The sequence below is a fragment of the Ralstonia sp. A12 genome (genome assembly GCF_000801955.1).
Lineage (GTDB): Bacteria > Pseudomonadota > Gammaproteobacteria > Burkholderiales > Burkholderiaceae > Ralstonia.
The window spans coordinates 83,771-105,856 of sequence record NZ_JSZO01000028.1 but is presented as its reverse complement, the minus strand read 5'-3'; the positions used below and the strand labels follow the sequence as shown (position 1 = coordinate 105,856).

General features: G+C 64.3%; 21 protein-coding genes. 17 read left to right on the top strand and 4 right to left on the bottom strand.

Annotated features, from left to right (window positions below; genetic code table 11):
- Position 1: 1 nt before the first annotated feature.
- Positions 2 to 1,387 carry a UDP-N-acetylmuramate:L-alanyl-gamma-D-glutamyl-meso-diaminopimelate ligase gene (gene mpl, locus PI87_RS22490; RefSeq protein ID WP_039599942.1) on the bottom strand — a complete coding sequence of 462 codons (1,386 nt, stop codon included), beginning with the start codon at positions 1,385 to 1,387 and terminating at the stop codon, positions 2 to 4.
- Between the two features lie 82 nt (positions 1,388 to 1,469).
- Between mpl and PI87_RS22485 the strand changes: the two genes are divergently transcribed.
- The 10 genes from PI87_RS22485 (at position 1,470) to PI87_RS22440 (ending at position 10,040) form a co-directional block, all read left to right on the top strand.
- The gene (locus PI87_RS22485) at positions 1,470 to 2,147 is read left to right on the top strand and encodes a hypothetical protein (RefSeq protein WP_039599941.1); all 678 of its coding nucleotides are present in this window, start codon (positions 1,470 to 1,472) and stop codon (positions 2,145 to 2,147) included.
- Positions 2,148 to 2,211: 64 nt separating this feature from the next.
- The gene (locus tag PI87_RS22480; protein WP_039599940.1) at positions 2,212 to 2,736 is read left to right on the top strand and encodes a TlpA family protein disulfide reductase; all 525 of its coding nucleotides are present in this window, start codon (positions 2,212 to 2,214) and stop codon (positions 2,734 to 2,736) included.
- A gap of 182 nt (positions 2,737 to 2,918) precedes the next feature.
- A complete protein-coding gene (aroQ, locus tag PI87_RS22475; RefSeq protein ID WP_039599939.1) occupies positions 2,919 to 3,398 on the top strand; it encodes a type II 3-dehydroquinate dehydratase in 480 nt (159 codons plus the stop codon).
- A 146-nt stretch (positions 3,399 to 3,544) separates the two neighbouring features.
- The gene (gene accB, locus PI87_RS22470; protein ID WP_039599938.1) at positions 3,545 to 4,009 is read left to right on the top strand and encodes an acetyl-CoA carboxylase biotin carboxyl carrier protein; all 465 of its coding nucleotides are present in this window, start codon (positions 3,545 to 3,547) and stop codon (positions 4,007 to 4,009) included.
- A gap of 137 nt (positions 4,010 to 4,146) precedes the next feature.
- A complete protein-coding gene (gene accC, locus PI87_RS22465) occupies positions 4,147 to 5,514 on the top strand; it encodes an acetyl-CoA carboxylase biotin carboxylase subunit (RefSeq protein ID WP_039599937.1) in 1,368 nt (455 codons plus the stop codon).
- Positions 5,511 to 6,407, top strand: coding sequence for a 50S ribosomal protein L11 methyltransferase (gene prmA / locus PI87_RS22460; protein ID WP_039599936.1), 897 nt, complete (start codon positions 5,511 to 5,513; stop codon positions 6,405 to 6,407). Before accC ends, prmA begins: the two co-directional genes overlap by 4 nt.
- Before the next feature lie 96 nt (positions 6,408 to 6,503).
- The gene (locus PI87_RS22455; RefSeq protein WP_039599935.1) at positions 6,504 to 7,982 is read left to right on the top strand and encodes a DUF3426 domain-containing protein; all 1,479 of its coding nucleotides are present in this window, start codon (positions 6,504 to 6,506) and stop codon (positions 7,980 to 7,982) included.
- A 53-nt stretch (positions 7,983 to 8,035) separates the two neighbouring features.
- A complete protein-coding gene (tpx, locus tag PI87_RS22450) occupies positions 8,036 to 8,536 on the top strand; it encodes a thiol peroxidase (protein WP_039599934.1) in 501 nt (166 codons plus the stop codon).
- Between the two features lie 91 nt (positions 8,537 to 8,627).
- Positions 8,628 to 9,563 carry a carbohydrate kinase family protein gene (locus PI87_RS22445; protein ID WP_039599933.1) on the top strand — a complete coding sequence of 312 codons (936 nt, stop codon included), beginning with the start codon at positions 8,628 to 8,630 and terminating at the stop codon, positions 9,561 to 9,563.
- A gap of 9 nt (positions 9,564 to 9,572) precedes the next feature.
- Positions 9,573 to 10,040, top strand: coding sequence for a membrane protein (locus tag PI87_RS22440; protein ID WP_031329719.1), 468 nt, complete (start codon positions 9,573 to 9,575; stop codon positions 10,038 to 10,040).
- 252 nt (positions 10,041 to 10,292) lie between these two features.
- On the opposite strand, the gene PI87_RS22435 is transcribed toward PI87_RS22440, so the two are convergent.
- The gene (locus tag PI87_RS22435) at positions 10,293 to 10,901 is read right to left on the bottom strand and encodes a histone H1-like DNA-binding protein (protein ID WP_039599932.1); all 609 of its coding nucleotides are present in this window, start codon (positions 10,899 to 10,901) and stop codon (positions 10,293 to 10,295) included.
- Between the two features lie 1,066 nt (positions 10,902 to 11,967).
- Here PI87_RS22435 and PI87_RS22430 point away from each other — a divergent pair.
- The 7 genes from PI87_RS22430 to PI87_RS22400 all read left to right on the top strand — a co-directional run bounded on the left by PI87_RS22430 (position 11,968) and on the right by PI87_RS22400 (position 19,579).
- Entirely contained in the window at positions 11,968 to 12,213 is a 246-nt protein-coding gene (locus PI87_RS22430; RefSeq protein WP_039599931.1) for a hypothetical protein, read from the top strand.
- Positions 12,214 to 12,672: 459 nt separating this feature from the next.
- Positions 12,673 to 13,494, top strand: coding sequence for a collagen-like triple helix repeat-containing protein (locus PI87_RS22425; RefSeq protein WP_039599930.1), 822 nt, complete (start codon positions 12,673 to 12,675; stop codon positions 13,492 to 13,494).
- Positions 13,495 to 13,634: 140 nt separating this feature from the next.
- Positions 13,635 to 14,783 carry a collagen-like triple helix repeat-containing protein gene (locus tag PI87_RS22420; RefSeq protein WP_039599929.1) on the top strand — a complete coding sequence of 383 codons (1,149 nt, stop codon included), beginning with the start codon at positions 13,635 to 13,637 and terminating at the stop codon, positions 14,781 to 14,783.
- A 64-nt stretch (positions 14,784 to 14,847) separates the two neighbouring features.
- Positions 14,848 to 15,303 (top strand): DUF2147 domain-containing protein, encoded by a 456-nt coding sequence (locus PI87_RS22415; RefSeq protein ID WP_039599928.1) that lies wholly within the window; start codon positions 14,848 to 14,850, stop codon positions 15,301 to 15,303.
- A 220-nt stretch (positions 15,304 to 15,523) separates the two neighbouring features.
- Entirely contained in the window at positions 15,524 to 17,071 is a 1,548-nt protein-coding gene (locus PI87_RS22410) for a methyl-accepting chemotaxis protein (protein WP_039599927.1), read from the top strand.
- A 135-nt stretch (positions 17,072 to 17,206) separates the two neighbouring features.
- The gene (locus tag PI87_RS22405) at positions 17,207 to 18,562 is read left to right on the top strand and encodes a hypothetical protein (RefSeq protein WP_039599926.1); all 1,356 of its coding nucleotides are present in this window, start codon (positions 17,207 to 17,209) and stop codon (positions 18,560 to 18,562) included.
- 117 nt (positions 18,563 to 18,679) lie between these two features.
- Complete coding sequence (locus tag PI87_RS22400; protein WP_084210063.1) at positions 18,680 to 19,579, top strand: EamA family transporter; 900 nt, start codon at positions 18,680 to 18,682, stop codon at positions 19,577 to 19,579.
- A 1-nt stretch (position 19,580) separates the two neighbouring features.
- Here the strand turns inward: PI87_RS22400 and PI87_RS22395 are convergent, their stop codons facing one another.
- Together PI87_RS22395 and PI87_RS22390 are read right to left on the bottom strand one after the other, a co-directional pair.
- Positions 19,581 to 20,663, bottom strand: a complete 1,083-nt coding sequence (locus tag PI87_RS22395; protein ID WP_039599925.1) for a M14 family metallopeptidase — start codon at positions 20,661 to 20,663, stop codon at positions 19,581 to 19,583.
- Positions 20,664 to 20,815: 152 nt separating this feature from the next.
- Entirely contained in the window at positions 20,816 to 22,021 is a 1,206-nt protein-coding gene (locus PI87_RS22390; RefSeq protein WP_039599924.1) for a ribonucleotide-diphosphate reductase subunit beta, read from the bottom strand.
- Positions 22,022 to 22,086: the final 65 nt, after the last annotated feature.

The window sequence follows — 22,086 nt, the reverse complement described above, 5'->3', positions numbered from 1 at the left end:
ATCAGTTGGCCGCGCCGACGCGTTCAGCCAGGGCATCCAGCAACTTCTGGTGTACACCGCCAAAGCCACCGTTGCTCATCACCAGCACATGGTCGCCTGGGCGTGCGGCGGCGGTCACAGCCTCAACCAGGGCCGTCAGATCTGAGAACGCCGTGGCGCGATCGCCCAGCGGCGCCAGCGCGCCAGCCAAGTCCCAACCGATAGCGTCTTTGCCGCTGGCAGCGCCGTAAGCGAATACCTGGTCTGCGCCGGTCAGGCTATCCGGAAGCGCCTGCTTCATCACACCCAGCTTCATGGTGTTCGAGCGCGGCTCCAGCACCGCCAAGATGCGCGCATTGCCGACGCGGCGGCGCAAGCCATCGATGGTTGTGCGGATGGCAGTCGGGTGATGGGCGAAATCGTCGTAGACGGTCACACCGTCAACGGTGCCGCGCACTTCCATGCGGCGTTTCACATTTTCGAAACGGGCCAGGCTTTCAATGGCTTGAGCAGGCGGTACACCTACATGGCGCGCGGCGGCGATGGCGGCCAGCGCGTTCATGCGGTTGTGGTCGCCCTGCAGCGCCCAGTGCACCCGGCCCTGCGCCTGGTCGTTGAAGAGCACGTCGAAGCTGTCGTCGTCGCCCAGGTTGGCGATTTTCCAGCCGTCGCCATCTTCTGCACCGAAATGCTCGACTTCAGACCAGCATCCACGTGCAAGTACGCGTTTCATGCTGTCTTCGCGGCCGTTGACGAGCAAACGCCCTTGACCGGGCACGGTGCGTACGAGATGGTGGAATTGCGCTTCGATCGCTGCAAGATCAGGGAAGATGTCTGCGTGATCGAACTCCAGATTGTTCAGAATGGCTGTACGGGGGCGATAGTGAACAAACTTGCTGCGCTTGTCGAAAAAGGCCGTGTCGTACTCGTCGGCCTCGATGACGAAGAAGTCGGATTCCGTCAGCCGGGCCGACAATCCGAAGTTGCGTGGCACGCCGCCCACCAGGAAGCCCGGGTTGTAGCCAGCGTCCTGCAGAATCCATGCGAGCATCGAGGTGGTGGTCGTCTTGCCGTGCGTGCCGGCCACAGCGAGCACCCACTTCTGCCGCAGCACGTTGTCGCCCAACCATTGCGGGCCCGACACGTACGGCAGGTTGCGATCCAGGATGGCTTCCATCAACGGGTTGCCGCGCGAGATCACATTGCCAATCACGTACAGATCGGCGCCGATCGACAGTTGCTCGGGGTCGAACCCCTCGATCAACTCGATGCCCTGGGCTTCGAGCTGGGTGCTCATCGGCGGATAGACGTTGGCGTCGCAGCCGGTGACACGGTGACCGGCCTGGCGGGCGATCAGGGCGATGCCGCCCATGAAGGTGCCGCAGATTCCAAGGATGTGGATATGCATGGGAGCCATCTCAACTACGTTGCGCGGCATTGTACCGGGCATGTCCACGGGCAGACGCGCGCGCTTCAGTAAAATAGGAATCATGTCATCCAAACGCCCCATCCTCGACCCGACCCGCGTTCGGGAAGAAATTGCCGCCGTCGCCGCCCGCATGATTGCGGAGGATGGTGCTGATTACGCCACGGCCAAGCGCAAGGCCGCGCGCCAGGTGCTCGGCACGGAATCCCGCGCAGCGGGCGAATGGCTGCCCGACAACGAGCAGGTCGAAACCGAAGTCCGTGAATACCAAGCGCTGTTCCAGGCGGATTCCCAGCCACGCGTGCTGGCACTGATGCGTCGCATCGCCCTGGTGTTGATGGAAGGGCTGCAGGTGCACAACCCGTACCTAGCCGGCGCGGTCTTCAACGGCACCGCCAGCGAGCACTCCGACATCCACCTGCAAGTCTTCTGCGACAGCCCGAAAGACGTGGCGATCTTCCTGCTCAACGCAGGCGTGGACTTCGACACAACAGAGAGTGCTCACTTCGCCGGCCGCGACGAGGTGGAAACGCTCAGCTTCCTGTGGCGCGGTCAATGGCCGGCCAGCCGCGAGGCCCGCGAACTGGCCCAGGAGCTGCGCACCGAAACCGGTACGCCGGTCGGCGTGCATATCGCCCTGTATGACATGAATGATGTGCGCGGCGCCCGACGCCCCGACTCCAGCGGCAAAGCCGCGCGCGGAGATGCCGCAGCCGTGCGGGCCCTCCTCTCGAAGGGGTAGTCCGCCAAGAGGAGTACAATCCGGCACGCTTCGCCTCTGTCTATATAGAGAGACCGCCCGAACCATGTCTCGCCGTACCACCCTGATTGCCTTGTTGATTGCTGGCGCGATTGCCGCAGCCCTGGGCATCTACACCGGACACAGGACCACCGAACCCAAGGCGCCGGCCAACGATGTCGTCGCCACGTTCTATGGCAGCAAGCTGCCAGACGCCAATGGCACGCCGATCGATCTGTCGGCGTTCCGCGGCCAGCAGGTGGTGATCAATTTCTGGGCACCGTGGTGCGGGCCATGCGTGGAGGAGATGCCGGAGCTGTCCGCACTTGCTCAGGAGCAGAAGGCCCGCGCGAAGTTCGTCGGCATCGGTATCGATACGGCGGCGAATATCCAGACCTTCCTGAGTAAGGTACCCGTCACTTATCCAATTGCGGTGGCCGGTTTTGGTGGCACGGAGTTGGGCCGGCAGTTTGGCAACGAGATGGGCGGCCTGCCGTTTACTGTGATTCTTAACGCACAAGGCGAGATCACATTCCGGAAGATGGGCCGTGTGCATGCTGACGAACTGCGTCAGGCGCTGCAGCGCACGTGAATATGCAAAATCGTCATATGACGGTCATGTGCGCGCAAATACCCTTCTTTGTGCGTAAAGTTGGCAGCGCAGCTGGCAAGATCGGTGAAAACACCAGCTTCCCGAACTCTTTTCAGCAAAAACTAGACAAAGCATTCTAAGTTGCTGTAAATTGCGCCCAACTTCGCTCAACCAGTCAAATCGTGGCTGACAAACCGATCGCCAAAGCGCTTCGCAACGTGCTCGTACTGCACGGCCCGAACCTCAATCTATTGGGGACGCGCGAACCGGAAGTCTATGGCGCCACCACGCTGGCTGACATCAACGCTGCCCTGACTGAACGCGCTCAGGCACGCGGCGTCACGCTGGCGTGCTTCCAGTCGAACCACGAAGGCGCACTGGTTGACCGTATCCACGCCGCCAAGAGCGAAGGCGTCGAATTCATCATCATCAACCCGGCGGCCTATACGCACACCAGCGTGGCCCTGCGCGATGCGCTGGCCGGCGTGGTGATTCCGTACATTGAAGTCCACCTGTCCAACGTGCATCGCCGCGAGCCGTTCCGCCACCATTCGTATCTGGCGGACCAGGCGGTGGGCGTGATCTGTGGACTGGGCTGGCGCGGCTATCTCGCTGCGCTGGACTACTGCATTGACCAACGCAGCGATCAACACGGCGGCTGACCCCAGCCGCTTTCCTCCCTTCATCTCAATCACTTAACCAACGCAACGACGCCAGCGCCTGGAGCGCCATTGACCGATGCGCGGCCGAAGAGCCATTCGCGCGCGCATCCCATGCCCCAGACCGCCGACGCTGCAGGAGAACGCTCATGGATTTGCGCAAGCTGAAAACGCTGATCGACCTGGTGGCCGAATCGGGCATTTCGGAACTCGAAGTGACCGAAGGCGAAGGCAAGGTCCGCATCGTCAAGTCGGCGCCGCAAGTGGTGGCCCCGATGCAATACGCGCCGATGCCGATGCAGGCTGCGCCCGCCGTTGGCGTGCCCGCCGCCGCTCCGGCTGCGGTCAGCGCTGAAGCCGCTGCCCCGGCCCTGCCGGCCGGCCACATCGTGACCTCGCCGATGGTCGGTACGTTCTATCGCTCGCCGTCGCCGGGCGCCGCCGAGTTCGTCAAGGTTGGCGACACGGTCAAGGAAGGCCAGACCATCTGCATCATCGAAGCGATGAAGCTGCTGAACGAAATCGAAGCGGACAAGGCTGGCGTCATCAAGGAAATCCTGATCGACAACGGCCAGGCTGTGGAATACGGCCAACCGCTGTTCGTAATCGGCTGATCTTCCGGCATCTGCATCTCATCGTCGTGCGGTGGGCTTCAAGCCACCGCCTCCGAGCGCGAGCCGGCGCGCCGGGCCAGCCATGAAAGCTGCCCAGCCACAGCGCCCTCGCCTCCCCTTTTTGTAGCGAGAACACGATGTTCGACAAGATCCTGATCGCGAATCGCGGCGAGATCGCTCTTCGCATCCAGCGCGCCTGCCGCGAGCTCGGCATCAAGACCGTGGTGGTCTATTCCGAGGCGGACAAGGAAGCCAAATACGTCAAGCTGGCCGACGAAGCCGTGTGTATCGGCCCGGCACCGTCGCCGCTGTCGTACCTGAACATGCCGGCCATCATTTCGGCCGCCGAAGTGACCGACGCCCAGGCGATCCACCCCGGCTACGGCTTCCTGTCGGAAAACGCCGACTTTGCCGAGCGCGTGGAGCAATCCGGCTTCACCTTCATCGGCCCGACGCCCGAATCGATCCGCTTGATGGGCGACAAGGTGTCGGCCAAGCAGGCCATGATCAAGTCCGGCGTGCCGTGCGTGCCGGGCTCGGAAGGCGCCCTGTCGGATGACCCGAAGGAAATCCTGGCAACGGCCAAGAAGGTCGGCTATCCGGTGATCATCAAGGCCGCTGGCGGCGGCGGTGGCCGCGGCATGCGCGTGGTGCACACCGAGGCCGCGCTGATCAATGCCGTCAACATGACGCGCGAAGAAGCCGGCCGCGCCTTCGGCAACCCGGAAGTCTATATGGAGAAGTTCCTGGAGCATCCGCGCCATGTGGAGATCCAGGTCCTGGCCGACCAGCACCGCAACGCCATCTGGCTGGGCGAGCGCGATTGCTCGATGCAGCGCCGTCACCAGAAGGTGATCGAGGAAGCGCCGGCACCGCACATCCCGCGCCGCCTGATCGAGCGCATCGGTGACCGCTGCGCCGACGCCTGCAAGAAGATCGGCTACCGTGGCGCCGGAACGTTCGAGTTCCTGTACGAAAACGGCGAGTTCTACTTCATCGAGATGAACACGCGCGTGCAGGTCGAGCACCCGGTCACGGAAATGATCACCGGTGTCGACATCGTGCAGGAGCAGATCCGCGTGGCGGCTGGCGAGAAGCTGCGCTTCCGCCAGAAGGACATCACGCTCAAGGGCCACGCCATCGAGTGCCGCATCAACGCGGAAGATCCGTTCAAGTTCACGCCGTCGCCGGGCCGCATCACGTCGTGGCACGTGCCGGGTGGCCCGGGCGTGCGCGTGGATTCGCACGCCTACAACGGCTACTTCGTGCCGCCCAACTACGACTCGATGATCGGCAAGGTCATCACCTACGGCGCCACGCGCGAACAGGCCATCGCCCGCATGCGCATCGCCCTGTCGGAAATGGTGGTGGAAGGCATTTCGACCAACGTGCCGCTGCACCGTGACCTCATGCTCGACGCCAACTTCGTTGAAGGCGGCACCGACATCCACTACCTGGAGCACCGTCTGGCGCAACAGGAAGTGGCCAAGGGTGGCGGCAAGTGACGTACCGCGAATGCGTGCTTGAAGTGTCCCGTGACGACGCCGAGGCGTTGTCCGAGGCGCTGTTCGACCTGGGCGCCCTGTCGGTCTCGGTGGAAGACGCCGATGCCGACACGCCTGAAGAACAACCGCTCTTCGGCGAGCCCGGCCACGAGCCGACGCGCCTGGCGTGGAACCGCTCGCGCGTGGTCGCGCTGCTCGCCGACGATGCCGATCCGGCACTGCTGGTGGCGGCTGCGGCCAACGAGATCAAGTTGTCGCCCATCCCTGCGTACACCGTGCGCGAGGTCGAAGAGCAGGACTGGGTGCGCGTGACGCAATCGCAGTTCGAGCCCATCCACATCGGCGAGCACATCTGGGTCGTGCCCTCGTGGCACGACGCGCCGGAACCCGACGCGGTGGTGCTGGAGCTGGACCCCGGCCTCGCGTTCGGCACCGGCAGCCACCCGACCACGCGCCTGTGCATGGAATGGCTGGAGCAGCACGTGCAGCCGGAAGAGCGCACGCTCGACTACGGCTGCGGCTCGGGCATCCTGGCCATCGTCGCCAAGAAGCTCGGTGCCGGTGAAACCGTCGGCGTCGACATCGACCCGAACGCCGTGGAAGCCTCGCGCTACAACGCTGAGCGCAATCACGTCGAAGCCACCTTCGCCCTGCCCGACGATGCACCGGAAGGCACGTTCGATCTGGTTGTCGCCAACATTCTGTCGAACCCGCTCAAGCTGATGTCGGCCATGCTGTGCGCACGCGTGCGCCCGGGCGGCCGGCTGATCCTGTCGGGCGTGCTCGAGCGCCAGGCGGAAGAAGTGGCTGCCGCATACGCGTCGGCCATTCCGCTCACGGTGTGGCGTGCACGTGACGGCTGGGTCTGCCTGCACGGCGTAAAACCCGCGTAATTTCACGGCATTGCATGCCAGCGTCACCTGCAAAGGTCGACGCTGGCGCCACTGTCTGCAATACTCGCGCGGTCGGCTTTTTTCTCCTTGTTCTGCATGGCATCCGCGCCACGTCTCGCCGCCCGCTGTCCCAATTGCCAAACCGCATTCCGCGTCGTCGCCGATCAGCTTCGGCTACGGGGCGGACTCGTCCGTTGTGGGCGCTGCAATCACGTCTTCGACGGGCGCGCACATCTGATCGAACTGGGCACGACGCCCGCGCCGTTGGCAGCAACCCCGGCTGCCGAAGCACCACGCCAGGCTGATCCGCGTGCACCGGCCGCCGGCCTGACGCCTGCGGTCGAACCCGCCACCCCGCCAATCGAGGCACCTGCCGAAGCCTCCCCTGCAGCGCCCGCGGCGGAAGACGATCACGGCTTCGGCATGACGCTGATCTGGGAAGAGGACGTCGCCGAAGAAGGTGTCGCGGAAGTGCACCTGGGCGAAGTCGAAGGCGCAACGCCGATCCCTGACGCGCAGCCAACCGCTCCTGATACGCGCCCGCTGGCGGACGAAGCACCGCCACCAGCCGAGTCCCCCGCCGAACCTGCACCGGCAGCTGAACCTGTCGCCGACGCACCCGCCGCTGCGCCCACCGAGCCGGAACCGCCCGCACCACCGGTGGATCCGTTCCACGGCCTGCCGCCGATCCAGGAATTCGAGGACGACGAAGATGCGTTCGCGGCGGCACTGCCCAAGCAACCGTCGGCAGATTTGCCAGTCGAGCCGGTCGGTACACCCGTACCCACGCCTGCGGTAACGAAGCCGGAAGTGCCCGCACCAGTACTGGCACCCACCACAGAAAGGCAGGACAAGCACGACTCGGTCTGGATGCGTCATGAGACCGATCCGCATACGATGTTCGCGCCGGTGCCGCGCCGGAATCATCACCTACGTCGCGCACACGAGGAACACGACGGCCCGACGCCACAGCGCACGCTGACTGGCGCGCCGCGTCCGCGCAAGGCGCGTGGGCCGAACCACGGAGTCTCGGCGGCCACACTCGATTTCTTGCGCGCCGCACAGGCACGCGAGCAGGTGCGAAAGTCGACTGGGCGCCGTGCGATGGCGCGCATTGCGATCGGGTTTCTGGTCGTGTTGGCGGTGGCGCAGGTGCTCTTCCTCGGCCGCTCGGAAATCGCTCGCCGCGCACCGTCCACACGCCCGCTATGGGAAGCGCTGTGCCAACCCCTGCATTGCAAGATTGCCCCACCGCGCGACCTCGACGCGCTGCAGATCGAATCGTCGCAACTGCAGCGCCAGGAAGGTGATGCATCCGACCAATACGTGCTGACCGCCACGCTGCGCAACCGCGCCGGCAATCCGGTTGCCCTGCCGGCCATCGAACTGGTCACCACCGATCTGCAGGACCAACTGCTCTCGCGCCGTGCGCTGCAGCCCAGTGACTACCTGAACCCGACCGACAGTGCATACGGCACGTCAGGTCTGCCCGCCCGCGCCGAGCTGCCGATTCGGGTACGATTCCAGTCCCAGCGCCCGACGGCCAACTACCGGGTCCTGATTTTTTACCCCTGATTTTTCGCCTGATTCACCCCCAAACACGCATCAAAGAAGGAAGGAGTAACACCATGGCAAACGTGACCCTTGGCGGCAACCCGATCGAAGTCGGCGGCCAATTCCCGACCGCAGGCGCGAAGGCCCCTGCTTTCACGCTGGTTGGTGCAGACCTGAAAGACGTGTCGCTGGCTGACTTTGCCGGCAAGCGCAAGGTCCTGAACATCGTGCCGAGCCTGGACACCCCGGTGTGCGCCACCTCCACCCGCAAATTCAACGAAGCCGCTGCCAACCTGGCAGATACGGTGGTGCTCTCGATCTCCGCTGACCTGCCGTTCGCTGCCGGCCGCTTCTGCACGACCGAAGGCATCAAGAACGTCGTGCCGCTGTCGACCTTCCGCGACAAGGGCTTCAAGCAAGCCTACGGCGTCGACATCACGAGCGGCCCGCTGGCTGGTGTGACGGCCCGTGCTGTGGTCGTGCTCGACGCCAACGACAACGTCCTGTACTCGCAGCTGGTGCCCGAGATCAAGGAAGAGCCGAACTACGACGCTGCCCTGGCCGCACTGAAGTAAGCTCACAAGTATTACTGCGAGGCCGGCCTCCGGTCTCTCATTCATCACACGGCCGCCCACCGGGGCGGCCGCATTCATATCTGGAGTACACATGGCCAGCGTGATCTGCGGCTCGGTTGCCTACGACACCATCATGACGTTCGACGGACACTTCCGCGAACACATCCTGGCGGACAAGATCCACATTCTTAACGTCTCCTTTCTGGTGCCGACCATGCGCCGGGAGTTCGGCGGCTGTGCAGGCAACATCGCCTACTCGCTCAAGCTGCTGGGCGGCGAGCCTATCATCATGGGCACGGTCGGCCAGGACGCAGGGCCGTACCTGGACTACCTGAAGAAGCTCGGCATCTCGACTGCGCATGTTACGGAGATTCCGGACGCGTTCACGGCGCAGGCCATGATCACGACCGACCGAGACAACAATCAGATCACCGCATTCCACCCCGGCGCGATGAGCCAGTCGAGCGTCAATTCGGTCAAGGATGCGCTGCCGGCCAAGCTGGGCCTGGTGGGCCCTGACAGCCGCGACGGCATGCTGCATCACGCCACGCAATTTGCCGAAGCCGGCGTGCCGTTCATCTTCGACCTGGGCCAGGCGATGCCGCTGTTTGACGGCGCCGACCTGCGCCGCTTCGTTGAACTCGCCAGCTACGTGGTGGTCAATGACTACGAAGCGCAGGTCATGCTGTCACGCACGGGCTACAGTGCGACGGAACTTGCGCAACGCGTCGAGGCTTTCATCGTCACGCGCGGGGAAGAAGGGGCGGAGATTCACGCCGGCGGCAAGCAGTACACTATTCCGGTCGTGCCGGCCGAACGCGTGGTCGACCCGACCGGTTGCGGCGATGCCTTCCGCGGCGGCCTGCTCTACGGCATCGAGAACGGCATGGATTGGGAAACCACCGGCCGGCTCGCCAGCCTGATGGGCTCCCTCAAGATCGCCAGCCAAGGTCCGCAGAACTACGGCCTGCCCGTTGACGAGATTGCCCGGCGCTTCGAATCTGCTTTCGGGTACCGGTATCAATAAGGAATGAACATGAAACCCATCTATCGCATCGGCGCTGCGACCATGCTGGTTGCAGCCCTCGGCCTGCAAGGCTGCGCCATGGGCACGAACTCCAACAGCGCCTACACCTCAGGGCAAGCGCAGCGCGAGCAGACCGTGCGCTTCGGCACGGTGGATTCGGTCCGCAACGTCGTGATCGATCGCGAGCAGACCGGCGTGGGCACGATTGCCGGCGGCGCCATTGGCGGCATCGGCTCTGCGGCGGCCATTGGCCGTGGCAATGGTTCGGTGGCAGCAGGCGTGCTCGGTGCGATTCTGGGTGGCGTCGCGGGCAGCGCGATCGAAGGTCAGATGAACAAGCGCCCCGGCCTGGAAATCACCGTCAAGCTGGATAACGGTGAGTACCGCGCCATCACGCAAGACGCCGACGAGGCCTTCCGCCCGGGTGAGCGCGTACGCCTGCTGTCGTCCGGTGGCGTGACCCGCGTAACGCACTGATCGATTGGATTGGCCGGGCAGCCGGCCTGACACATCAGGGAAACCGCATCGGCATCGCGCCGGTGCGGTTTTTTTGTGCCTGCGAGACACGTGCGGGCCATCGCTCGGACAAGAAAAAGCCCGCCGGGGCGTGAGCCGATCGGCGGGCGGTGCAAGACACCAGGTCTTGCGGACCGGATACGCTGTATCCGATCAGGTGGGCACGACTTGCGTGCCGCTGTGGTCCCGGAGGATCACCGTCGTAAGAATGACTTACGGACGGTTGCCAGTCGGGAACGGCCATGCAGCAGCCGGGTTCAGCGCGGTCTTGGCAGCAGGTGCAGCCGGTGCAGCGGCCGGTGCAGCAGCGGGCTTGGCGACAGCCTTCTTCGCCGGAGCCTTCTTTGCAGCAGGCTTGGCAGCAGCCTTCTTCGCAGCCGGTGCCTTCTTGGCAGCCGGTGCCTTCTTGGCGACAGCCTTCTTCGCAGCAGGCTTGGCAGCAGCCTTCTTCGCAGCCGGTGCCTTCTTGGCAGCAACCTTCTTCACTGCAGCCTTCTTGGCGGCCGGTGCCTTCTTGGCAGCAACCTTCTTCACTGCGGCCTTCTTAGCGGCCGGTGCCTTCTTGGCAGCAACCTTCTTCACTGCGGCCTTCTTAGCGGCCGGTGCCTTCTTGGCAGCAACCTTCTTCACTGCGGCCTTCTTAGCAGCCGGTGCCTTCTTTGCTGCAACCTTCTTCACCGCGGCCTTCTTAGCAGCCGGAGCCTTCTTAGCGGCCGGAGCAGCCTTCTTAGCAGCGACCTTCTTAGCGGCCGGTGCCTTCTTCGCAGCGGCCTTCTTGGCCGGGGCCTTGGCGGCCGGTTTCTTCTTAGCAGCAGTTGCCATGGGAAACTCCTTCGAGATTGGGTATCGAACTATCGAGATTGAGCAACCCGACCGGTCCGATCCCACGATGCAACTGCATCGCCAGACCAACCGAGCGAGCGATTCATCGGCGCACCACCAAACGGCAGTCGCACGCTAATGAATTCGGTAGGAAGACCCGCAACCCGCGCGGTGGACGCACGCAGCAAGTTGCACACCTCGGCCGGGCACACGCTCGCAGCCGCAGTCGGCCGGACACACTGCATCCGACGCGTCTTCATCAATTGAGAGAACCGGGGCATCGTGGCCACACCGGTCGAAACCTGATCTTGCGCGAGTCGCTGTGTAGAGCGCAAAGCCGCTTGCAGCGTGACTTTGCGGACAGCGGAAATCTGGAGAGCGCGCGTTTTCTTTTGGGGGTAGTACGCCCATCCCGACGAGGGGATCGCAGAGACGGCACCGAGTTCGAACAGCCCTGTCGGCGTGGCGTGCATCAAAGTGGTTACGCTCCTCGACTACCTTTCACTTGCCGCTTGCTTGGAAGTTCATCGACGTTGATTGCGGGAACCTTCCTTGCATCGAAGTCAACGTCTTGTCAAGGCGAATCATAATTCGTTTGCGCGGTGATGTTAAGAGATTTATGCAAAAAGCGCGGCGAGTTTTGGTGAAGGATTGCGCCGCGTCTGTGCGTCGTCGCGATTTGGATCGCGCATGCATGCATGTCGACCTCTCGAATGCGCATTTTCTTGCGTCGTGACATCACGTCAACGCGTTGCTTCACGCAGACACTCGTCTCCCGCAAACTCAATGTTCATGCCGGTTTACAGCAACACACAATGTTGCGTACCTGTTGCTTGCGCATGCGTGATCGCACGATGCGTGAACTCTGCGATGTCGTATGTGTCGACGTGCGAGCAACGCGATGCATGTCGAAAAAAAACGATGCGCGGATGCGACAACGCGCGCGAATTTTTCGCGCGATCGCACGCAATCGACGCGTTGCACGCGTGCGCGTCGACGTGTTGCGTATGCCTGTCGATGTCGCTGATGCGTTTCGCATGCGCTCTGCACTCGCATGCAATGCGCGATGTGCGAGCTCGATGCAATCGCGATGCTCAACACGGCCAACGTCACGCGTGCACGTGCCGCAATTCGCATGCCGCGCATCGAAGGCGTGATCGTCGTGGTGGTGATGCACGTCGAGGTGGATCGCATCGGCGCATCCGCATCGAGGTCGACGCGAGATGACGCAACGACGTCGACGCACATGTCGATGAACGCTCGTGCGAACACATCAACGCGCACTGTGCACACACAGGCGCTATCACAGTGACGCGCACATGCGCCGGCGTACCGCCGATCGCGGGAAAACCCTGTTCAGCAGCGACTGAAAACTGCACGCAATCGCGTTTGAAACGAGGCGGTTTTGCGACGATAGAAGGATTGTTCTACGGCAATCCAGGGGCTGTTTTTGCTGCAGCGTTGATACTCCGATACCGGCTTCAGCTGGTGTTTTACGCGGATCGACCGAGCCGGAATGCTGCAACTGCATATCTGCGTGTCAGGTTGGCGCTGATTGTCATGCCATTCAGTTTCACTTCACGATCCGATCACCACGTCAGCACGGCATCGATCGCGCGGTGTGGCGCGGACCTGCGCGTGGTCCGTGAAGAGACAGGGAGACCGTTGCCAACCGCATGTTCCAGACACACGGTGCGCGACCTACCCGACGAAAGAAAGAGCGCAAGACAGAGGGGTCCAACAGAAGCGTTCTAAGCAGTGGAGGCACAAGATGCGCGATCCAGCGTTCTTGTTGAGTTCGAACCCACCGAAGCGTGGGGTTTTCCCGCAGACCCAGCGTGCGTTGCGCCCGATGCCCTGCGCTCTGGTAGCGGCATCGTTGACGTTGCTCGCCGGTTGCGCGAATTCGGGCAGCGGAGACATGGGAACGTCGCTCGGCGGCGGCAGTGATACGCAATCGAAGCCGGCGATCACGGCGTCGAGTTCGCCAACGTGGTCGAACAGCAACGGCAGCACCACGTCGGGCAGCACCGGCACCACGTCGACGGGCAGCACGCCCATCGCGACGCTGACCGGCCCGGTCGAACAGGTCACGACGACTACCGTGGCAGCCATCGTGCCGCTCACAACCACGCTGACTTCCGCTACGCAAACGCTGGGCGCAACGACGGGCCTGGGCACGCCGGTAGGCAGCGCGCTGACGACGTTGGGCAACGCACTCGGCAGCGAGGGCAAGACGATCGCCGCGGCTGGCAAGGGTGATGCGCTGGTGTCGACGCTGGGCAATACGGTGAGTGCGCTCGGCGCGATTACCGGGGGGCTGTCGGCGGTTGTCACGCCGACTGCGCCTTCCGCAGGCAGCAGTGCACCGGGCAGCGCACTCACCGGTGCACTACCTGGCGGACTCGGCGGCGCGCTGGCACCGGTGACGACCGCAGTCGGGTCGTTGACGGCGGCGATTCCGGGTGTCGGCAGTCTCGGCAGCGGTGCAACCACGAGTTCACCGGTGGGCGGACTGGGCAGCATCGGTTCGACGGTCGGCGGGTTGGTTGGCGGGCTGCTATCGGGCACGTCACCCGGCGCGCACCACTGATGACTTCCGCTCTTGAGAAAACTTTCTTTGCATTCGACGGCAAACGCAGGCGGATGCTAACCACTGGACGCCAGACGCGCGTTCTTCTGACACCCGGTGGTGATTACGCGGTACGGGCCGCGCTTACAAGGAGACTCACCATGAAGATTCAAACCCCGCTCCAGGCTTCTTTCGCTTCGTCCGCAGTGTCGTCCTCACGCACGCTGCTCGCAGCGGCCGCACTGGCCGTGCTCGCGCTGGCCGGTTGCGCCTCGGGCGGCAATCCGAATGGCGACACCTCCCAGACATCGACTGCCAACAACAGCCCGGGCGCGGTGCCGGTTGGCAACGTTGCCAGCAACGGCGGCAATGTCGTCGCACAGACCGGCAAGACAGTGAGTGATCTGGGGACGACGATCGGCACGGCATCGGTGCCCATCGTGGGTGGCACGGCTGCGCAGAAGGATCTGGGTGCAACGGTCACCTCCACCGGCAACGTCGTCCAGACGCTGGGCAACGGTGTCGCCAACGGGCTCGGCCGCATTGGTTCAACGCCCGACCCGGTCGGCACGACGGTGCAGAGCTCGGGCGACGTGGTGCGCGCGACAGGCGTCACGCTGGTCAACGCAGGGCAAACCGTGAGCGATCTGGGTGCCGCCGGCAGCCCGCTGGCGCCGCTGAATCCGATCACGGCGCCGGTGGGCAGCGGTGTGTCGGCACTCGGCCAGGTGGCGCAAGGTGCGGGCGGGCTGGTGACCATTGGCACGTCCAGCGGACCGGTACAGCAAGTCACGCAGCAACTCAGCAATGCGATCGTGCCGCTGTCATCGCAGGTTGCGGGAGCTGGGCAGCAAGTGGGGGCGGCGACCATGCTGGGCGCCCCGCTAGCCGGTGCGCTGAACACCGTGGGCGGTGCGCTGCAAAGCGGCGGTGCGCAAGTCGGCGCGGCCGGCGGCAACGCACTCACGCGGGACGTGGGTGGCCTCGTCGGCGCGGTCGGCAGCACGGTGGCCAGCGCCGGTGGCCTGGTCAACGGTGGCGGTGGTGGCTCGGCCAATCCGCTTGCACCCATTACGAGTGCACTGGGCGGCGGGCTGGGTGGCGGTAGCAACCCGCTGGCCCCGATTACAGGTGCCCTGGGTGGCGCAGCCGGCGGTAGCAACCCACTGGCGCCGGTCACCGGTGCACTGTCAGGCGGCAGCAACCCGCTCGCCCCAATTACGAATGCGCTGGGTGGCGTCACGAACGCCGCCGGCAGCTCCGGCAGCAATCCGCTGTCCCCCCTGACCGGCGCGCTGAGCGCCCATTGATCAAGACGACCCGTTCCACCGATCACCCTCACCGATTTTTCCAAGCTGATAAGGAGACACCACGATGCAACGTACCCCCCACTCTCTCGCACGTCTGACCGGCGCACTGGCACTCGCACTGGCTGCAGGCGCCGCCTTCGCGCAAACCAGCCCGGCCGGCACCTGGAAGACCATCGACGACAACACCGGCAAGCAGAAAGGCGAAGTCAAGATCGTCGACAACGGCGGCGAGTTCTCGGGCATGGTCAGCAAGATCCTTGTTCCCGGCGACGAGAACAAGACCTGCACCAAGTGCACGGACGACCGCAAAGATAAGCCCATCCAAGGCCTGACCATCCTCACGGGCCTGAAGGCGAACGGCAACAACAACTGGGACGGCGGCAAGATCCTCGACCCGGAAAACGGCAAGGTCTACAGCGCCAAGATGTCGCTGGATGAGACGGGCAACAAGCTCACGGTGCGCGGCTTCATCGGCATCAGCCTGATCGGCCGTTCGCAGACGTGGATTCGCGAGCAGTGACCCCCCGTCAATAAAGAAGCCTCCCAACGCGCGGCGGCGCCCCCTGGTGGGCGCCGTCTCTTCGGGCGCCGGTGCAAGCCGGCGCCTTCTTTTTTGCGCAAGCGCAACGTCGCTCCAGTCGCTGTCTCAATTAAGCCTTCATTAAAGAACTGCCCGCCATCCGTCGTTACTCCCGGAGGGAACGGCCCGCTAGGGGCACAACAAGTGGAGAAAACGCGACATGCGACAGTGGACACTCAAAGCAAAACTGCGCCTGGCGCTGGCCCTGATGTGGCTGGGCCTGATCGGCGTTGGCGTGTGGAGTGCCATGGAAACCCGCGCGACCATGCTCGATGAGCGCAAGGTCGGTCTGCAGAACTTGGTCGATGCTGCCGAGGGCATTGCCAAGCTGTATCACGCCAAAGCGCAATCCGGCGCCATGAGCGAAGACGAGGCCAAGAAGACCGCGCTGGCGACGCTCGCCTCGCTGCGCTACGGCACCACGGGCTACCTGTTCGTGGTCGATTCGCAGCTCATTCTGCAAATGCACCCGACGCTGGCCGACATGGTGGGCAAGAGCACCGCCGGCTTCAAGGACCCGACCGGCAAGCCCGTCTACCCAACCATCGTCGACGCGGCCAAGGACAAGGGCTTTGGCTTTGCCGAATACCAGGGCCGCCTGCCCGGCAGCGAAACCGCGCTGCCCAAGATTGGCTACGTGAAACGTTTCGCACCATGGGACTGGAACCTGTCGAGCGCGGTGTTCTTGCAGGAGGTCGACGCCGTCTACCGGCACTCGCTCATCGCCAACCTGATCGTCATCCTGTTGGTGGGTGGCGTGGTGTCGGCGGCGATGTCGCTCATCATTCGCAACGTACAGCGCGGGCTGGGCGGCGAGCCAAGCTATGCTGCCGAGGTGGCCCGCCGCATTGCCGCCGGCGATCTGGCTGTGCGCGTGCAAACCCACGCGGACGACCGCGACAGCATGCTGGTCGCCATGGCGCAGATGCAGCAGCAGCTGACCGGCACCATCGGCCATATCAAGACATCAGCAGATTCGATTGCCAGCGCCACCAAGCAGATCGCCGCCGGCAATGCGGATCTGTCACAGCGTACGGAAGAGCAGGCCAGCTCGCTGGAAGAAACAGCATCCAGCATGGAAGAGCTCACCAGCATCGTGAAGCAGAACGCCGATAACGCACGCCAGGCCCGCCAGCTTGCGGGCAGCGCATCGGACATCGCCACCAAGGGCGGCGAAGTGGTCGGCCGAGTGGTGGAAACCATGGCCGGCATCAACGACAGCAGCAAGAAGATTGCCGACATCATCGGCGTGATCGAGGGGATTGCGTTCCAGACCAACATCCTCGCGCTCAATGCCGCCGTGGAAGCCGCGCGTGCGGGCGAGCAAGGGCGTGGCTTTGCCGTCGTTGCCGGCGAGGTGCGTGGGCTGGCGCAACGCAGCGCGGCAGCCGCCAAGGAGATCAAGGAGCTGATCAGCGATTCGGTGGGCCGCGTTGAGAACGGCACCACGCTGGTGGCAGAAGCCGGCAGCGTGATCGATGAAGTGGTCGTGGCGGTGAAGCGCGTGACCGACATCATGGGCGAGATTTCAGCCGCGTCTGACGAGCAAAGCTCGGGCATCGAACAGGTCAACCAGGCCGTCAATCAGATGGACGAGGTGACGCAGCAGAACGCCGCGCTGGTCGAGCAGGCCGCCGCCGCCGCGCTGTCGCTGGAAGAGCAGGCGCAGGGGCTGCGCGACGCGGTGGCGTCGTTCCGTACCGCCTGATTTGACGCAGAAAACCGGGCCAAATACCGCCCCGAGCCCCAACGAGCGTAGGGGCGGCGGTCCGTTCTCCGGTATGTCGCATGGTGTTATGCTGCGCGGCAGAGGAATCAATACAAACAACACGTTGGAATAGCCATGCCCGAGCGCAACCGGCCGCCATTCAGGGGCCTTACTGGCGCGATTGCCGGGTCGACTACCAGCGCCCAGGACGTAACAGGAGACATCCCTGGAGACACGCCCGGCGGCGCCCGTGAGCCGATGTCTGGCGCCCGCCCCAACACCGTGCGCGATGTCGCCGCACAGGATCTGGCCAGCGATACCGCCCTGTGGCGACTTGCCCTGGCAGCAGAAAACGGCGGTCGTGGCCCACACCCCGACGCTGCACTACGCGACGATCTGTCCATTCTCCGCATCCTGCGTGGCGCCGATGGTCTGCGCTTGCTCCGGCAAGGACTGCGCAGCGCGTTTCCCGGCGCGGCCCTGCGCCTGACCACGTTCTGGCCCGAGGAACAACCGCACGCCTATCCGGCACGTGCCGAAGCGCGCCCTGCCGAGTTCGGCGACCTGCTCGTGCTGTTCCGCCTGCGCGGTGCCGTGCCCACGCTCGATTGCCGCGCGCTATTCCTCACCGCCCGCCGCATCGACCAGCCAGAAGATGCGCTGGACAAGCACCACACGCTGCCACAAATCAACCTGTACGAAGGCTGGCCCGACTTCAACGTCTACGCCCGCTCGCCGATCAAGTCGCGCAACGCCGCCTTCCTCGGCAAATTTGATCTCTCGGCCGAGCTGGAGCCACTGCGCCGCATCGGCCGCGACCAGCGCCAGTGGCGCTACCTGACACCATGCACCGGCCTGCAAGCCCATGCGCAATGGCCGGGCGCCCGGCCGCTCTCGCCGCTGCAATGGCGCTGGCCTTCGGGTCCGCAGGCGGGCGGAGCGCGTCCGACCACGGGCTCGTTTACCGGCCTGCTGCGCCAGCTTGCCCGCCCCGAAGGCGCGGGCGAGGATTGCTCTGCCGGCACCGAAGTGCCGACCTGGGGACGCCTGATCAACAGGCTGCTCGACCATAGCTGGGAAGTCGCCCCGAGCCACGCGCTCAAGAGCGGCAATATCTCCTCGCTGGCATTCTGGACGCGGCTGCGTGGCTTCCTGACAGCCGAATACCTGCTCGGCACGCATTCGCTGCAGAAGGGGTTCGGCGCATCGCTGCAATTCGAGATGGCCAACGGCCTGCAGGACATCGTCCGCGATGACTGGACGGCCACCACCGGCTTCGACCCCGAAGACCTGGATGTGCCCGGCGTACGCAGCACGCTGCAGCGGATTGCCGCGTCCAAGCTGGCAGTGTTCGGCATGAGCGCCGAAGACCCGGCCCCGCTGGCTGCCCCGCGCCCGCAGCGCGGCGTGACCCCACGCCCCGACGGCGAACGCGAAGGCCAGCGCGTGCTGCTGATCGACGTGATCCGCCCAAGCGCCGCTGCCCTGTAAGCCCGCCTAAGCCCAACAAGCGCGTTTCGAGAAAAACCCGCACCCGCGCCGCCGAGAACGCAACGTTTTCTCGGCGGCGTGCGGCTATGCTGTAGCGTTGCATCTGCCGCACCGCCCATGTCTTCCGCTTCGCCCGCCTCCCCCGCCTCCACCACATCGTCGTCTCCTTGGATGCCCATTCTTGCCCTGATGGGTTCGATGGCCTCCGTGTGCCTGGGCAACTCGTTTGCCAAAACGCTGTTCCCGGTGCTGGGGGCAGCAGGCACGGTCACGTATCGCGTCACCATCGGCGCGGCGATCCTGCTGGCGTTCTGGCGGCCATGGCGCTTGCACCTGACCCGCGCCGATGCCGGCCGCATCGCCCTGTACGGCGTCACGCTGGCGAGCATGAACCTGCTGTTCTATCTGTCGCTGCAACGGCTGCCGATCGGCATTGCAATCGCCATCGAGTTCACCGGGCCGCTGGTGCTGGCGGTGGTGCTGTCGCGCCGGGCGCTCGATTTCGTGTGGATTGGGCTGGCGGTGGTGGGCTTGCTGATGCTGTCGGTGGGCGACAAGACGGTCGGCCAGGTCGATCATCTGGGCGCGGCGTATGCGCTGGCAGCAGGTGTGTGCTGGGCACTCTATATCCTGACTGGCAAGAACCTCGGCGGCCTGCACGCGGGCCAGGCAACGTCGCTGGGGATGACGGTGGGGGCGTTGTTCGCGATTCCGTTTGGCGTGGCGCAGGCGGGGTCCGCGCTGCTGGCACCGTCGCTGATTCTGGCGGGGCTGGGCATCGGGCTGCTGTCTAGCGCGATTCCGTATTCGCTGGAAATGGTGGCGCTCAAGCACCTGCCCGGCAAGACGTTCTCTGTGCTGCTGAGCCTGGAGCCGGCCATCGGTGCATTGGCTGGAGCCATCGTTCTGCACGAGCAACTGACCGGACGGCAGTGGACGGCCATTCTGGCCATCATCGCCGCGTCCGCCGGGTGCGCGCTGACGGTGCGGGCGCCCAAGCCCGCGCACGGCGAGTAGCCTAGCCGGAAACCCGCGCCACGGCTTGCAGCACGGCCATGCGCGTCTGCGCGTAGACCATGCCCTTCCAGTCTGGCACATCGCAATAGAACGCATCGCGCAACGCCTGGCGGATACCGGCGGCCTGCGCAGCGCCCTGCCCTGGGTGCCGATGCAGCCAGTGGTCAGCCCGCAGCGCCTGCAGCACCGCCATCGGGGCGAGCGTGCCGAACTCCAGCGTGATGCAAGTCTTCTCGACACCGGGCAGCAGCTCGTATGCCACGCCCACCAGATCCCCCTTGACCACGGATGACACCGACCCCGGCGCAGCAATCGGCCGGACGTCCGCGCCCCACGTGCGGATGGCGCGTTCGAGTTCAGCGGGGTCGGGGCTGTTGAAGATCTTCTCGCCGTGACCGTAGTGGCCGAGCCCGGTATGCAGATCGATCCACATGAAACGGGAAACGGCTGCCGCGTGCCGGGACACCAGCCCGCGCATCTGCAGGGTGCTCCAGCATGGCGCGGTGCCACCGTAGAACATACCGTCCGGCACGCGGTATTGCCCGCTGGTTGCGGCGTCCTGCAGGGCCTTCTCGCCGCGCGTGACCATGTAGTGCTGTAGCGCAGCCTGATCCGCCTGGCTGGGCGGCCACGTTGCCGGTACCAGCAGCGAATCGACCTCGAGGTAGGCCAGATTGGCCGATGCCGCCTCAGCAAAGTCGACACTGTTGCGGTTGAGGTCGACGTTGTCTTCGTTCACGCGGCGCAGGTGGGCAAACCCATATGGGTTGACCGCGTGCACCAGCAGCAGCGCCAGCCTGGACACCGCCAGCCGCGCGAAGAGTTCGTCGTCGTGCAACAGGCCGATCTGGCAACCGGAGCCGCAGAACCCTTCCACACCGTGCACGCCGGAAGTGACAACCAGCAGCGTGTCGGCCTGTGCCGGCGAGAACAGCGCGGTATCGATGGAAAGCGGCTCCCCGGACGGCCCGAGTGCATCCGGGTGGAGATGCCGTTCGACGCCCATCCCACGTGCCTGGGCGGCCGCCAGGAACTTGCCGCGCGCTTCATCGTAGGTTTGGGAGAAGAAGGGTTCGACGGTCATGGCAGCTCCACACACGGTTGGATACCGCAGCGTGCCACGTCAGTCACACCCGGCACAATCGCGCCGGCATGAATTTCGGGCCCCAAATGCAAACAGGCGACGCTGTTGCGCCGCCTGTTTGCATGTCTACCGATGAGCGCTGAACGCTCAGATCATTCCCAAGACAACGCACCACCGGTCTGATACTCGATCACACGCGTCTCGAAGAAGTTGCGTTCCTTCTTCAGGTCGATCATTTCGCTCATCCACGGGAACGGGTTTTCCTCGTTCGGGAACAGCGCGTCGAGACCGATCTGCTGGCAGCGGCGGTTGCAGATGAAGCGCAGGTAGCCCTTGAACATCGGTGCGTTCAGGCCCAGCACGCCGCGCGGCATGGTGTCTTCTGCATAGCGGTATTCCAGATCGACGGCCTTCTTAAACAGCTCCGTGATCTCGGCCTTGAATTCGGCCGTCCACAGGTGCGGGTTCTCCAGCTTGATCTGGTTGATCAGGTCGATACCGAAATTGCAGTGCAGCGACTCGTCGCGCAGGATGTACTGGTACTGCTCGGCGGCACCGGTCATCTTGTTCTGACGGCCCATCGCCAGGATCTGCGTGAAGCCGACGTAGAAGAACAGGCCTTCCATGATGCAGGCGAAGACGATGAGCGACTTCAGCAGCTTCTGGTCGTTCTCCGGCGTGCCGGTCTTGAACGACGGATCGGTCAGCGTGTCGATGAACGGGATCAGGAACTCATCCTTGTCGCGGATCGACTGCACTTCGTGGTACGCGTTGAAGATCTCAGCCTCGTTCAGGCCCAGCGATTCCACAATGTACTGATAGGCGTGCGTGTGGATCGCCTCTTCAAACGCCTGGCGCAGCAGGTATTGGCGGCATTCCGGCGCGGTGATCTGGCGGTACGTGCCCAGCACGATGTTGTTGGCGGCCAGCGAGTCGGCCGTCACGAAAAAGCCCAGGTTGCGCTTGATGATGCGGCGCTCGTCTTCGGTCAGGCCGTTCGGGTCTTTCCACGTCGCGATATCGCGCGACATGTTGATTTCTTGCGGCATCCAGTGGTTCGCGCAGCCGGCGAGATACTTTTCCCACGCCCACTTGTACTTGAACGGAACCAGTTGGTTGACGTCGGTCGCACCGTTGATGACGCGCTTGTCGGCGGCGTTCACGCGGCGGTTGCTCTGTGCGGCGGCGGCGTTCGGGTTGTTGCCCAGGATGCCCGTGCCGATGGCGGTGGCCGATGGCGGCAGCACGCCACCCTGGTCAGCGGTGGCCGTTTGCAGTTGCGGCTGCGGTTGATACGCGGGCTGCGGCGCAGCTTGCGGTTGTGCGGCAGGTTTGACGTCGTCGTCCCAGCTCAGCATGGAGTTTCTCCGAATGATTTCAATTGGACCGGCCGGTGGCGCGCATGTTTCGACACGTGTCGCAT

Excerpts from the sequence above, each read along its gene's own strand:
- mpl (WP_039599942.1), bottom strand. The coding sequence starts at position 1,387 with ATGCATATCCACATCCTTGGAATCTGCGGCACCTTCATGGGCGGCATC.
- PI87_RS22485 (WP_039599941.1), top strand. The coding sequence starts at position 1,470 with ATGTCATCCAAACGCCCCATCCTCGACCCGACCCGCGTTCGGGAAGAA.
- PI87_RS22480 (WP_039599940.1), top strand. The coding sequence starts at position 2,212 with ATGTCTCGCCGTACCACCCTGATTGCCTTGTTGATTGCTGGCGCGATT.
- accB (WP_039599938.1), top strand. The coding sequence starts at position 3,545 with ATGGATTTGCGCAAGCTGAAAACGCTGATCGACCTGGTGGCCGAATCG.
- accC (WP_039599937.1), top strand. The coding sequence starts at position 4,147 with ATGTTCGACAAGATCCTGATCGCGAATCGCGGCGAGATCGCTCTTCGC.
- PI87_RS22455 (WP_039599935.1), top strand. The coding sequence starts at position 6,504 with ATGGCATCCGCGCCACGTCTCGCCGCCCGCTGTCCCAATTGCCAAACC.
- tpx (WP_039599934.1), top strand. The coding sequence starts at position 8,036 with ATGGCAAACGTGACCCTTGGCGGCAACCCGATCGAAGTCGGCGGCCAA.
- PI87_RS22445 (WP_039599933.1), top strand. The coding sequence starts at position 8,628 with ATGGCCAGCGTGATCTGCGGCTCGGTTGCCTACGACACCATCATGACG.
- PI87_RS22440 (WP_031329719.1), top strand. The coding sequence starts at position 9,573 with ATGAAACCCATCTATCGCATCGGCGCTGCGACCATGCTGGTTGCAGCC.
- PI87_RS22435 (WP_039599932.1), bottom strand. The coding sequence starts at position 10,901 with ATGGCAACTGCTGCTAAGAAGAAACCGGCCGCCAAGGCCCCGGCCAAG.
- PI87_RS22430 (WP_039599931.1), top strand. The coding sequence starts at position 11,968 with ATGTGCGAGCTCGATGCAATCGCGATGCTCAACACGGCCAACGTCACG.
- PI87_RS22425 (WP_039599930.1), top strand. The coding sequence starts at position 12,673 with ATGCGCGATCCAGCGTTCTTGTTGAGTTCGAACCCACCGAAGCGTGGG.
- PI87_RS22420 (WP_039599929.1), top strand. The coding sequence starts at position 13,635 with ATGAAGATTCAAACCCCGCTCCAGGCTTCTTTCGCTTCGTCCGCAGTG.
- PI87_RS22415 (WP_039599928.1), top strand. The coding sequence starts at position 14,848 with ATGCAACGTACCCCCCACTCTCTCGCACGTCTGACCGGCGCACTGGCA.
- PI87_RS22410 (WP_039599927.1), top strand. The coding sequence starts at position 15,524 with ATGCGACAGTGGACACTCAAAGCAAAACTGCGCCTGGCGCTGGCCCTG.
- PI87_RS22405 (WP_039599926.1), top strand. The coding sequence starts at position 17,207 with ATGCCCGAGCGCAACCGGCCGCCATTCAGGGGCCTTACTGGCGCGATT.
- PI87_RS22400 (WP_084210063.1), top strand. The coding sequence starts at position 18,680 with ATGTCTTCCGCTTCGCCCGCCTCCCCCGCCTCCACCACATCGTCGTCT.
- PI87_RS22395 (WP_039599925.1), bottom strand. The coding sequence starts at position 20,663 with ATGACCGTCGAACCCTTCTTCTCCCAAACCTACGATGAAGCGCGCGGC.
- PI87_RS22390 (WP_039599924.1), bottom strand. The coding sequence starts at position 22,021 with ATGCTGAGCTGGGACGACGACGTCAAACCTGCCGCACAACCGCAAGCT.